Origin of the sequence: Fredinandcohnia quinoae (genome assembly GCF_022427965.1) — a bacterium.
Lineage (GTDB): Bacteria > Bacillota > Bacilli > Bacillales > Bacillaceae_L > Ferdinandcohnia > Ferdinandcohnia quinoae.
Window position 1 is genome coordinate 72,146 of record NZ_JAKTTI010000018.1, and the last position, 13,208, is coordinate 85,353.

The 13,208-nt window shown below is 34.9% G+C and carries 9 protein-coding genes, 1 pseudogene and 1 riboswitch; all 10 genes and pseudogenes read right to left on the reverse strand.

Features of this window, described 5'->3' with window-relative positions:
- Position 1: 1 nt before the first annotated feature.
- On the reverse strand, positions 2–1,747 hold the full coding sequence (locus MJG50_RS12365) for a site-specific integrase (RefSeq protein WP_240256046.1): 1,746 nt from the start codon (positions 1,745–1,747) through the stop codon (positions 2–4).
- Positions 1,744–4,272, reverse strand: coding sequence for a helix-turn-helix domain-containing protein (locus MJG50_RS12370; protein ID WP_240256047.1), 2,529 nt, complete (start codon positions 4,270–4,272; stop codon positions 1,744–1,746). The genes MJG50_RS12365 and MJG50_RS12370 overlap by 4 nt, the downstream gene beginning before the upstream one ends.
- Positions 4,269–5,579 carry a site-specific integrase gene (locus tag MJG50_RS12375; RefSeq protein WP_240256048.1) on the reverse strand — a complete coding sequence of 437 codons (1,311 nt, stop codon included), beginning with the start codon at positions 5,577–5,579 and terminating at the stop codon, positions 4,269–4,271. The genes MJG50_RS12370 and MJG50_RS12375 overlap by 4 nt, the downstream gene beginning before the upstream one ends.
- Before the next feature lie 179 nt (positions 5,580–5,758).
- Positions 5,759–6,400: pseudogene (locus MJG50_RS12380) on the reverse strand (AAA family ATPase); the annotation flags it as partial.
- 78 nt (positions 6,401–6,478) lie between these two features.
- The gene (gene clpC, locus MJG50_RS12385) at positions 6,479–8,917 is read right to left on the reverse strand and encodes an ATP-dependent protease ATP-binding subunit ClpC (RefSeq protein ID WP_240256049.1); all 2,439 of its coding nucleotides are present in this window, start codon (positions 8,915–8,917) and stop codon (positions 6,479–6,481) included.
- Positions 8,914–10,011, reverse strand: a complete 1,098-nt coding sequence (gene mcsB, locus MJG50_RS12390) for a protein-arginine kinase McsB (protein ID WP_240256050.1) — start codon at positions 10,009–10,011, stop codon at positions 8,914–8,916. The genes clpC and mcsB overlap by 4 nt, the downstream gene beginning before the upstream one ends.
- A 3-nt stretch (positions 10,012–10,014) precedes the next feature.
- On the reverse strand, positions 10,015–10,560 hold the full coding sequence (gene mcsA / locus MJG50_RS12395; protein ID WP_240256051.1) for a protein-arginine kinase activator protein McsA: 546 nt from the start codon (positions 10,558–10,560) through the stop codon (positions 10,015–10,017).
- A gap of 39 nt (positions 10,561–10,599) precedes the next feature.
- On the reverse strand, positions 10,600–11,061 hold the full coding sequence (locus MJG50_RS12400; RefSeq protein WP_240256052.1) for a CtsR family transcriptional regulator: 462 nt from the start codon (positions 11,059–11,061) through the stop codon (positions 10,600–10,602).
- Between the two features lie 129 nt (positions 11,062–11,190).
- Positions 11,191–11,895: an MgtC/SapB family protein gene (locus MJG50_RS12405; RefSeq protein WP_431307278.1), complete on the reverse strand. Its 705-nt coding sequence runs from the start codon at positions 11,893–11,895 to the stop codon at positions 11,191–11,193.
- 243 nt (positions 11,896–12,138) lie between these two features.
- Positions 12,139–12,624, reverse strand: a complete 486-nt coding sequence (locus MJG50_RS12410; protein ID WP_240256053.1) for a QueT transporter family protein — start codon at positions 12,622–12,624, stop codon at positions 12,139–12,141.
- 9 nt (positions 12,625–12,633) lie between these two features.
- Positions 12,634–12,678: riboswitch (PreQ1 riboswitch) on the reverse strand.
- Between the last annotated feature and the right edge of the window lie 530 nt (positions 12,679–13,208).

Sequence of the window (13,208 nt, forward strand, 5' to 3'; positions counted from 1 at the left end):
CCTAATCTATTTCATTTAACTTTTCAATGTGAGCTAATAACACAGCTTTCCGATTAACAAGAATATTTAGTTCTTTACTTTCTCTCTGAAGTTCTTTTTCGTTACTTTCATTTATTTGTATCGCATCAAATTCGTTTCTTCTTGTCTTTGTCATGTCCTCATAATATCTTTTTAAAAATCCAATTTTGACTTTGATTTCATCTCTAATGAATGTAAGACTATTATTCAATTGTTCAATATCGGAATATTTTGCATCAGCAAAATTAAAACGGAAATAACTACAAAACAAACAATCTTTATCTATACACTCTTTCGGAAAGTTTCGGCTATAGCAGAGACCTCCATCAATATTACGTGAATTAACATTATCCATAGTTTTAAATGCTAATTGCCGTTTTTCAGCAGAGGTAAACAAATCATTAACATTGTCATTTGGTTTATTTATGTTTTGTTTGATATATTTCGCTAACATAAGTGAATGGGCTTCCGTAAACTCTGCAAGATGACTCAAATAATGATTTTGAGAGTATAATGATTCATGTCCTCCAATTTGTGCAATAGTTAAAGGGTTAAACCCTTGTAGCATCATTGTACAAAAAGCCATATGTCTTGTATCGCCAGGTCTTAGTTTTACTAATATGAAATTTAATTCACCATACTCAAATTCACCTTTGTTTTCATAGACGTTAAATTGGTATTTCTCTTGAATAATTTCTTTATAGAAGTCAGATAGCAAGGTTACAAAATCTCTTTGTATAATCCTCTCTTTTATGACTCTGTTTTTAAAGAATTTATCGTTCAAGTGGTCAAAACCTTTTAGCGAAAAAAGAAAGTGCTCTTCACCAATACCAGTAAGTTTTATATAATCTTCAATTAAATCATAGATATCCTTGTTTGTTTTTAATTTATCAATTATAGGTACGACCCTTCTTTTAGAAAGTGGATTTGGTCGTTGTTTTGTCCTCGGAACTTCGATATAGTATTCATTGTCTTTTGGATTATAGTAACAGCAATCCCTTTTTAACTTTAGAAATTCATTTGGCCTAAGCGGAATTACCGTTGTAATTCTCCACCAAAGGTAAACTGGATAGTATTTCCTTTTTAGAGTCACCTCTGCTGTTGACATAAAATCACTTATCAAATAATCAAACCATACTATGCTTTTATACGGGGGTAACTCTCTTACGTCTTCCCCCATGACCTTAATTCCAGGGATATAAGACAACTCGACTAAATAATCTTCATAATCATTAATTGGATAAAAATATAAAAAAGCAGTGTTTCCATATTTAAAATCATTTAATGCCTTGGGGGGTCTGCTCTCAATATATCTTATAAACTCCTCTAAACATTCTTCTTTATAGTTTTTTGTCATTTTTATAGTTTTCTTAATTTCAGATAGTCTTAAACCTATAACAGTTAGCGAAATTCTTCTATCATACAACTCAGTAATAACAAAGCACTTTAAAGCATTATACAATGATTGATTATACTCAAAATCACCAAATTTTAAGTGTATGTTCCAATCTATTGCTAACCCGTACCATTCATTGTCTTCAAAACTACATTCTGGGCTTAAAATGTTTTCACTCTTTAATTCGTTAAATTTCTCCTCAAATTCATCAATATTTCTTTTATCAAATTTAATATATGTTTTTCTTGAAATTACAGTTGTATCCTCTTGTTTAATAATGTCACGTATTAATATCCCTTCATCTTGCAAACCAATTCTAACTGAGTTTCTCATAGCACCTCACCTCCATTGTCTATTTTTAAAAATTTCTCTCTTTCTAAATGCTGAAATTTTTCCTTTAACGCATTTAAGTCAATAAAGGAACTGATATAGTTTTCATCAAAATTATTATAAGCTCTCTTAAAATCCATTAGAATAAACATAAGTTGGTGAATCATATGAGTATATTTTATTCTTTTATTTAGGTTGGAAATAGGTGTATCCTCTAACCTCTTAAATAAATCAAATAAATGAGTATTTAATATTTCTAAAATATAATTTGTCAGGATTAAATATTTACAACCAAAACAGGTCTTTCTCATTGTGTAAGGGCAATTTTTAATACCTTTTATACACTGCCCATGTTCAATGATTGCTGGTGATTTTAATTGGGAAATTTCATCCAATTTCTCACGAATTTTTTCTGTCGGCATTAACATAAGTTCCTTCAATAACTCCTCAGCTTCTTCATGCCTTGTATTAACATATTCAGAAATAGTTTCTACCATTAACGGAGAAATTTCATCATTTACTTGCTTAATTAGGCTGGTTTTTTCCTTTAAATTCACATTTTCTTTATCAGAAATCACACTTAACATCATCCCAATCTGCCAACCAAAAAATCCTCTCTCAAAAAGGTGAAAAGAGATATTGTCTGCACTCACATCGGTATTTGTCGTAACCAAATAGACACTTGTAATATCATTTGGTCTATCCGTATAACCCTTGTGTGCTCTGGAATAGGAGCTTAATTGATAGGCAATATGTGCTCTACCTTCGTGAATTACCGCTGTTTCAAATTGGTAGGTCAGTAAGGTACGGTTACACTTCAGACTTTTAAAGGCTGGTAATTCTTCACCCAAAACCTTTTTATAATCGTAGGAACGTAATTTTGATGATAAGAGACGGTCATTATCCACAATGGAATTCCTTCTATGAATCTCACAAACCACAAATGCAAGGGCAGTAGGTATTGTTAGACCTATAACTAACGTAGCTTTCACTTTGTTCTTACTGGCTATAATATCTTTACCTTTCATTCTTACATCATTAATTACTCTTTGTGCTAACTCAAGACTAAATTCATTAGTATTAAACCATTCAAAACCAGATATCCCAATTATTTCAAGAGACGGAGAAGGAATTTTACTGTAATCAAAATTCCTCCAAGCTAAAGAGAGATGTAGTAACGTAAACAACCATGCTTCTGCATATCTACTACTTTCTATTGCTTTTTCCATATGCAAATTAACATTGGATAATTGAGTACAGATTGCTACCCACTCTTCCTTTGTATAAATTCTGTCTTCTTGTTCTTTTGAATCTCTGTTATTTATAACACTTGAAGAGTAATCCTCTGAATATGAACAATCTTTCATTTTTTTGCAGTGCCTTAAAAAATCAAATAATAACTCATTATCTTTGGAAGAAAAGGCTGTATTTTCGTTATTAATGAGGTTCTGTATATCAGTATCCGTAAGTTCCCAGACCTCTTTATTTAATAAACTGAAAAACTTTTCGGCATTATTTAGCAAATAACTCACATATAATTTCTTGTTTCTTACTTTCGCCTTTCCTATTTTTCTCCTCGACCAATTCCTATATATAGCAAGAGATTCTTTATATTCAGTTTCCGTTTCTAACGCATCCATAAAGTCATTAAAATATTCTTTATGCTCTTCCCTTCCATGATAGATAATTTTTACGCCCTTTACTGTCTGGGAAAATCTTTGTATTTCTTCTCTCGTTACTACATAAATTTTCTCTTGTATCTTTTTGGATTTTACCAAGCCTGTATAGACTAAACTGTTTCTAACAACGCCTTCTTTAATCCCTAATTCTTTTGCTATATCTTGAATAGTAAGATACCGCTTTTTCATATTGGAGAAATTTATATAATCCTTCTGAATAACCCTTTCTCCAAAACCTTTGACATTATATGTTTTTAACCAAGAAATTTTCTTATACCTATCTATATCTTTACTATCTATGTTGAACTGTTCACATATATCATCAATTGAATGACTGTTCTTTATCTCTTTTATGAAAGCATCCACAGACTTTTTGGAAACATACCAAAGATAGTCGTTGACTTGTTCTGCTCTAAGAGTACCGTCAGAAATAAGATTGCTAACATCAAATTTGCTTAAACCAGTAATCTCAATAACATCCTGTGGCGAGATTGTATCACTCTGTCTATCAATATATTTTTCTACTTCAGTTTTTGAAATATAAGCCACTCGGCCAACTTTTATAACATCAACGAACGTACCTCTGTAAACTAAATCATTTACTGATTTTAAACTTTTATTTAATATACGTGCAGTATCTTGATAACTGATATAATTATTTTCCAATAAATCCTTTTGTTTAAACAAATCTTCAAGAACACTAACGTGGATTAGGTATTGTGATTCAACTTTTTTAAACCTTGTCAGCTTACCTTCCCTTATTTTTTTGGTAAGCCTCCTGCTATCTTCCCCTGTTAGCTCCTGTGCTTCTTTTGTTGTGTACCATTCTTTATCAAAGGATTGAATCATTCCACATTCTCCTCTTTAATGTGTTCCGTAACGTCTTTTAAAAGCATCTCCCACATGTCTATTTGATTGCTGTATAATTCATTTGCCATTTTCTCCGTATCAGTTAAATATGACATTGAAGCATCAAAAGTATTATCTCCCCTGGCTTGTCTGATTTGGGTAATGTTGGTGGCAACTTCTGCAATCATATTTGAGAAAACCCCACGCCCCAAATGTGTTGACCACTTTTTGGATTTTAGAAATACTGCGTAGTTTCTTAAAATGACATCATCAGAATCCAACAAGCGTCTAATAAAAATCTCTTTGAGCCTATTAAAGTAATATCTATAAGAATAATCAGTCATTGCCTTTCCTTCATCGTTGACAAATAAAGCATTACTTCCATCCGTTGCCCTATAGTTTTCAATATGGTTTTTATAAATTTTCTCTAAAAGATTTCCCTTATAAGGGTATATTGCTTGTTTCCTGATTTTTTTTACAGCACCACCTGAACTACGGTGTTTCAAATCCTTTCTAAATTTCCTGTTTTTCAAATTAACTACGATACCAAACTTCCCAAATGGTCCTTTTAAACTTACAGACGACCTTGAGATATTCACAACTTCACCAACCCTAAGTCCTCCAAAGAATTGAAAATATACACCTAATGCTATTCGAGAAACGGATGTATCAGATATTGCAGTATCAAGAAAAATTAACACTAACTCTTGTGGTAAATAATGCAGGACATTATCATAATCATCATCTGGATAATCTACCCCATAAAACGGAGAATGTACCAATTCGGTTAAATCATACTTACCGCTTCCTAATTCAAAATCACTTAGGGAAATAAAGTTTAGTACACCCCTTTTTGCAAGGAAGTAATATAGTTGCTTTAGCTCATTCTCACAGTATTTTACTGTCTCTCTTTTTACACCTGTAGTTGCATAATAATTTAGAAATTCCACACCATGCTCAAATCTTAAATCCATAATATCCTTAACTTTAAATATATGGCTATTCTCAATGAGGATATAATTCAGAAATCTAACTATATACGAGGCCTTTGTTGTTAGGGAATTAACCTTTAGCCTTCCCCCTCTTTTCCTTGGCTGTAATAAATACTCGCTCAAGGGATGAACAACTCTCCTCTTATTCCCTCCGTTATCCTGCTCAACCATAATCAACACGTATTCTTTTAATTCCTTATTACCATTAGGATATTCCTTTTCCCATTTACAAACTTCATGTACAAATCTATATTGAATATTCCTCTTTATCGAAATAACATTACTTTTCCTATGCTTATCTAACTCACCAACCATAAATTCCGACTATCCTCCCCCCAAATATTTATTCATCTAATTCTATGATGATTATATAGTTTTATCAACAAAAAAATAAAGGGATAAAACCTTAGTATGGTTATATCCCTTGGTATATATGGATTTATACTCATTTCACTTAATGGTATAAGATGTTTTATCATTTTCTTATAATTTAAGCCGACAATAAAAATTGCAATTCCGTTTGTCTTTGCGATCCTCATCAATTCTGCTGTACACTCACGAACTTGGGAAACACTCCCTGGTGCAGAAGTGACATCTGAATGGTAGATTGTTTGAATGGAATCAATAACCACAAATGAAGGTTTTATTTCTAAAATTGCTTGGGAAATAAATTCAAGATCTGTTTCTGCATGAACAAATAATTGGTCTGATGTAACGCCAAGACGATCTGCGCGTAGCTTTGTTTGTTTGACAGACTCTTCACCTGATATGTACAGAACTTTATTTTTCATTGCTAATTGAGATGATATTTGCAGCAATAATGTTGATTTCCCGATACCGGGATCACCACCAATTAGGACGAGGGATCCTTGAACAATTCCTCCACCTAATACTCGATTGAATTCTTTGTTATTCGTATACATTCTAGGCTCATTCATTGTTTCGATTGAAGTGATTGGGGAAGGCTTTGTTTTTACAGTTGTGTTTGAATGGTTGAAGGCACCTTTTCTTGTAGACTTTTGTTCAATTTCCTCAACTAATGTATTCCAAGCGTTACATCCTGGACATTTTCCCATCCATTTAGGGGATTCATATCCACATGCCTGACAGCTAAACTTTGTTTTACTTTTCGCCATTATAGTAACCTCACATCGCATAATAAGAAAACGAGGTATACACGAAAACTTTGTTTGATGTATACCTCTTCTTTCTTCCTATTGTACTACTTCTTTTTCTGCAGTTCGAACAATAAAATCATTTTCATAATCAAGGACGATCCTTTGCCCTGTGCTAATGGTTCCTTTTAATAATTCCTCTGACAATCGATCCTCAACTTGCTTTTGAATCGCACGACGTAATGGACGTGCTCCATACTCAGGATCAAATCCTTCATCAGCAATTTTTTCTTTTGCAGCATCTGTTATTTCAAGCTCTATTTCTTGCTCACTCAAACGCTTTGTAAGTTGGTCTACCATTAATGTAACAATTTCTTTTAGATGCTTCTTCTCTAATGAATGGAAGACGATGATCTCATCGATACGATTTAAAAACTCTGGACGAAATGCCTTTTTTAATTCAGTCATAACTTTATCCTTCATGTTTTTATAATCATGACCTTCATCCTGTACATTAAAGCCAACATATTTATTACGTTTTAATGTATCTGCACCAACATTAGATGTCATAATTAAAATGGTATTACGGAAGTCAACTGTTCTACCTTTGGAATCTGTTAAACGACCATCCTCAAGCACCTGCAGTAAAATATTAAATACATCTGGATGTGCCTTTTCAATCTCATCTAAGAGAATAACTGAATATGGCTTACGGCGAACTTTCTCCGTTAACTGACCGCCTTCATCATACCCAACATAACCTGGAGGCGAACCAACTAGACGTGAAGTCGAATGCTTCTCCATATACTCAGACATATCTACACGTATCATCGCTTCCTCATCACCGAATATGGATTCAGCTAAAGCTCTTGCCAATTCTGTTTTACCTACACCAGTCGGCCCTAGGAAAATAAATGATCCGATTGGACGTTTTGGATCCTTTAATCCAGCCCGTGCACGGCGTACCGCTTTCGACACCGCTTTAACCGCTTCTTCTTGCCCAATTACACGAGAATGGAGGATATCTTCCATATTTAATAATTTATCAGTTTCAGTTTGTGCCAGCTTCGAAACAGGTACACCGGTCCAGCTCGAAACAACCATTGCTATATCCTCAACGGTAACCTCTGAGTTCTCCTGGCCTTGTTTCTCTTTCCAAGTCTTTTTCGTTTCTTCCAATTGCTCGCGAAGACGTTGTTCAGAATCCCTTAATGATGCTGCCTTTTCAAATTCTTGGCTTTGAACCGCTGCATCCTTTTCCTTTCTAACTTCCTCAAGCTTCTGCTCAAGCTCCTTCAAGTTAGGTGGAGCTGTATATGAACGAAGGCGGACTTTTGAGCCAGCTTCATCGATTAAGTCGATTGCTTTATCTGGTAAAAAGCGATCCGAAATATAACGATCTGAAAGCTTAACCGCTTGAATGATCGATTCATCTGTTATTGACACGCGGTGATGTGCTTCATACCGATCCCGAAGGCCTTGTAAAATTTGAATGGATTCTTCAACAGATGGTTCGTCTACTTGTATCGGTTGGAATCTTCGCTCTAATGCTGCATCTTTTTCAATGTATTTTCGATATTCATCTAAGGTTGTTGCACCGATGCATTGAAGCTCTCCACGTGCTAATGATGGTTTTAAAATATTTGAAGCATCGATAGCACCCTCTGCACCACCAGCACCGATTAATGTATGGAGCTCATCAATGAATAAAATAATGTTTCCTGCTTGACGAATTTCATCCATCACTTTTTTTAGACGATCTTCAAATTCCCCACGATATTTCGTACCTGCAACGACAGTCCCCATATCAAGTGTCATCACTCGTTTGTCACGTAATGTTTCAGGAACTTCATTATTAATAATTTGCTGTGCGAGCCCTTCAGCAATTGCGGTTTTACCTACACCAGGTTCACCTATTAATACAGGGTTGTTCTTTGTACGTCTACTTAATACTTCAATTACACGTTGAATCTCTTTACCGCGCCCAATGACAGGGTCTAAGCTACCTTCTCTCGCAATCACAGTCAAATCTCTTGCAAGACTATCTAATGTTGGGGTATTTGCATTTGCAGCACCTCCACCATGATGTCCTCCAGAGGATTCATTGCTTCCTAATAATTGCAGTACTTGTTGTCGAGCTTTATTTAAACTTACCCCAAGATTATTTAATACCCGAGCTGCTACACCTTCTCCTTCGCGAATCAGTCCTAATAAAATATGTTCTGTTCCTACGTAAGAATGGCCAAGCTTGCGAGCTTCATCCATTGAAAGCTCAATCACCTTTTTGGCACGAGGTGTATAATGAATGGTCTGAGACCCTTCATGTCCACGACCAATTAATGTTTCTACTTCCTTCTGGATTTTTTCAGGGCCAAGGCCTAGTGCTAATAATGCCTTCGCGGCAATCCCTTCACCTTCTCGAATGAGACCTAATAAAATATGTTCTGTTCCGATATTATTATGTCCTAAGCGAACCGCTTCTTCCTGTGCTAATGCTAATACCTTTTGAGCTCTTTCTGTAAATCTTCCAAACATCATGACGCATCACCCTCCATGTCATTAGTCTTATGATTTTCTATCGCTAAACGTTCTCGGATTAACGATGCTCTCCTAATATCTCTTTCGTTAGGACGAAGCGCCCCACCCGCATATGATTGTAAAAATCCTGGCTGTGTTAAAATCATTAGTTCATGCAAGATATTTCTTGATATATTTTCTATATAGCCAAGATCAATTCCTAATCGTACATCTGATAAACACCGCGACGCCTCTTTTGATTCAATTATTCGACTGTTTGCAAGTACACCGTATGATCTAAATACGCGGTCCTCCAGTTGAATATTAGACGTTTTTAAGAGAGCTTCCCTTGCTGAGCGCTCTTGTGAAATAAGCTGTGTCACTACACTTTTTAAATCCTCGACAATGTCCTCTTCCGTCTTACCTAATGTAATTTGATTTGAAATTTGAAAAATGTTTCCTTGAGCTTCACTACCCTCACCATATATCCCACGTACAACTAACCCAAGCTGATTAATTGCTGGAATAATTCTGCTCATTTGATGTGTAAGAATAAGTGCTGGTAAATGCATCATAACGGATGCACGAAGCCCTGTTCCAACATTTGTTGGGCAGCTTGTTAAGTATCCTCTTGTTTCACTAAATGCATAGTCCACATGCTCCTCAATCCAATCATCCAAATTATTTGCTTCATGTAGAGCTTCAGATAATTGAAATCCAGGAAATAAGCATTGAATTCGAATATGGTCCTCTTCATTAATCATGATGCTTACTTCTTCATTTTCTGATAAAAGGCATGCACCAAACGCAGAGTCTTCTGCTAGATGTGGACTAATTAAATGCTTTTCGACCAATACTCTTTTTTCGATTGGCTGTAATTCATACATTTTTAGTAACTCAAATTCACCAATTGATGGAACGCTTTTACCTGCAAACTCATTTTCAAAAAGATCCACGATTACTTGCGCTTCTTCATTTGTGCAAACTGTAGAAAAAGGTATATGTTTAAAATTTCGAGCAAGTCTAATTCTTGAACTTAGTACAATATCGGAATCAGGACCATCCTGATTCATCCACGGACTAAGTGCTTGATTGATAAAACGTTCCAGGGACATAGACTACTCTTCCCCCTCTCGATGGCCACTTAAGCTTTTTTCTAAAGACCTTACTTGATCTCGTACTTCAGCTGCCTTTTCAAATTCCTCTAGGCTAATATATTCTTTTAGCTTTTGTTTTAGTTGATCAATTTCTTTTCGAATATGAATGGTTCCGCCGATACGCTTCGGAATTTTCCCAGTATGATTTGTATTTCCACTATGAAGCCTTTTTAAAATCGGATTAAGATGTTTCTCAAAGGTTTGATAACAATTTGAACATCCAAACCGGCCAACTTTTGCAAATTGCGGAAACGTCATCTTACAGCTTTCACATTGCAGCACTTCATTTTGCTGGAAAGCATTAGGCTTAGCTCCTTTAATCGGCTCAATATTCAATAAGCCAGCTAATAAATTATCGATGGAAAAGCCAGCGCTTCCCGGGAACATGAACATCTCACCTTTTTCTTGTGCACAATGCTCGCAAATATGGACCTCAGTCTTATCACCATTTATTATTTTTGTAAAATGTAATGTAGCAGGCCGCTGATTACACTCTTGACATATCATTTTAGCACCTCTCCCATTTTCAACCTTACAAAGAGTGGATTATTTATACAATAATGAAGTAAGCATTGCACGTAACATTCTTGCTCTTAACTCATCCCGATGAGGCAACTCAATAAAAAGCACCGAACGATCAATCACACTTAACATGATCTTCGCTTCCCTTTTCGAGATTACATCCTCTTCAACTAATCGTAAAATAACGTCTTCTGCACTTGTTTGTGAAATTCTTTTATTGACTAGCCTTATAAGTTGTTCAATTAAATGAGAATCATCATTCGCTATTACCTTTATAATTCGAATGTATCCCCCGCCACCTCGCTTACTTTCAACGAGATATCCTCTTTCTAAAGTGAAACGAGTATTTATCACATAGTTAATTTGAGATGGGACACATTCAAATTTATCTGCAATTTCACTTCTCTTAATTTCAACAATTGCTCGATCGCTCATATCAAGAACCTGTTTTAAATACTGTTCAATGATATCAGATATATTTCTCACTTCATTCCCACCTCATTCTGACTTTGACTATATTTGACTATATGTATACTATAAAATGAATACTCCATTTTTTCAACTATAAGGACTCCTCACACAAATATTTTTGCCAATAACAACGGGTATCTAAACCTAGAAAATCTTTTGGACCATCTCTAAGTTTGAAAATTCCTCGTACACTTTAGCTCTCTCTTGCTTATTTTTTATTTCCACATCAATTTTATATTGAAAACTAGTTGCATCATCAGATGATTTTGAGTATTTCATTGTAAAGTCCTTTACTTTTAATCCTCTTGATTTAAACAGATTCAGAACATCTTCCAATGATTGAGTTTCTTTATGAATAACGATATGTATCGTTTGTTTTTTGTTAGATCTAAAAAACAATTCCTCAAATTTATTTAAAAAAATCAAACTTAGTAATACTACTACTGTTGTTAAAATAGCTGGTGCATACATGCCAACCCCTGTTATCAATCCTAATCCCGCAACAACCCAAATAGAGGCAGCTGTTGTTAATCCCCGAACCGTAGCATCCCTAACAAGAATTGTTCCAGCTCCTAGGAATCCAATCCCACTAATGACATACGATGGGATCCGAGCCGGGTCAAATCTTACATTTTCATGTATATCCAAATATGGCTGAAATCCATACAGAGACATAAGCATCATTATACAAGACCCCACTCCCACTAACAGATGTGTCCGAAATCCAGCTGGATGCTTATTAATTTCTCGTTCCAATCCCACTAAGCCACATAATAAAGCTGCTAAAAAGATCCGAATTGTCATTGTGATAAACTCTTCACTTTGAAATGAAGCTATAAATTCCGCCACTAGTACTCCCCCTGTTTCCAACATTATTGTATGAAATAGTATTCGGTAACGAAACCCAAATACCCTTTATGAATATAAAAAAGGTATTTTATATTTATACGAAACGGTACGTATTATATGAATTATTTTATGTATTTTCGTTAGTACTAGCCTATTTTTATAAAAAAATGCAAAAGGAGAGAGTACTTCACGTTTTCTTTGTGAAGTAACTCTCTCCTCTTTGTTTATACTGGAATCTAGTAACTATATCATTTTCTCGAGATTAACTCGCTTATTTAACAAGTAGATGATTGGTGCACCTATAGCTAACACAACAAATTCACCAGCTGCTGTAGTTAACCATGTAAATAAAAACGGCCAACCATAAGCAAGATTGAGCTCAAATGCAATAATGAACATTGTAAATGTAAAAACTAACGTGTTCACAATCATTCGTACCCAAATACTTTTAATGAAACGAGCACTCACAATTGTTATCAATAATGCGATTACTGATTGACCTACACCAAAGATAAGGTCAAATTGAACAAGAGGTGAAAACATAAGATTAGCTAAAAATACTCCCAATACAATCCCAAAAAAGTATTTCTTATTAAACACGATGAGGTGATTAAAAATTTCAGAAACCCTAAATTGTACTTGGGTAAATCCAAAAGGTTGAATAAGCATTGTAACAGCAATATACAAAGCTGCCAATATCCCATTCACGACAAGCGTTTTTACTTTCATATTTAATTCTCTCCCTTAGTTTTTTATCGTGGGATGGTTACGAACCACGTCTTACACAAAGTACGTTCAATAGCATATCATAGGATAGTTGTTTTGTATACGGATGATCCTCGGATTTTAGAATGGTGGGGTGTTTTTGGCTAACGGGCATACTAGGGGTTGGGTGGATTTTCGTTAACGTGCATATATTGGCGGGTGGTGAATTTTCGCCTTCGAGCATATATTTGGGCTAACGAGCATTTTATCTTGCTAGCGTGCATATATTTATTTTATCGTGCATATGATCTAATTAACGAGCATATCTCAATTTTATCGTGCATATGATCTAATTAACGAGCATATCTCAATTTTATCGTGCATTTACCGAGAATATCGTGCATATCGGGATTTTTTGGTTAGGTACATACTCTGAAAATGGTTCTGAAACGGATTTTTCAGCAGAATATATACACTTCTACCCGTGGTCTACTCCGATTTGAAGCGAAAAGACCGCGTTTTAATCCTTTATAGGTTTTTTAAAGCACGAAAAGTTAACTTTTGCTGGTTGGGTTTGGTGATGTACTTATGTAGCGAATCTTAACTTA

Bases quoted from the DNA above. Each gene is read 5' to 3' on its own strand.
- MJG50_RS12365 (WP_240256046.1), bottom strand. From the start codon at position 1,747: ATGAGAAACTCAGTTAGAATTGGTTTGCAAGATGAAGGGATATTAATA.
- MJG50_RS12370 (WP_240256047.1), bottom strand. From the start codon at position 4,272: ATGATTCAATCCTTTGATAAAGAATGGTACACAACAAAAGAAGCACAG.
- MJG50_RS12375 (WP_240256048.1), bottom strand. From the start codon at position 5,579: ATGGTTGGTGAGTTAGATAAGCATAGGAAAAGTAATGTTATTTCGATA.
- clpC (WP_240256049.1), bottom strand. From the start codon at position 8,917: ATGATGTTTGGAAGATTTACAGAAAGAGCTCAAAAGGTATTAGCATTA.
- mcsB (WP_240256050.1), bottom strand. From the start codon at position 10,011: ATGTCCCTGGAACGTTTTATCAATCAAGCACTTAGTCCGTGGATGAAT.
- mcsA (WP_240256051.1), bottom strand. From the start codon at position 10,560: ATGATATGTCAAGAGTGTAATCAGCGGCCTGCTACATTACATTTTACA.
- MJG50_RS12410 (WP_240256053.1), bottom strand. From the start codon at position 12,624: ATGAAAGTAAAAACGCTTGTCGTGAATGGGATATTGGCAGCTTTGTAT.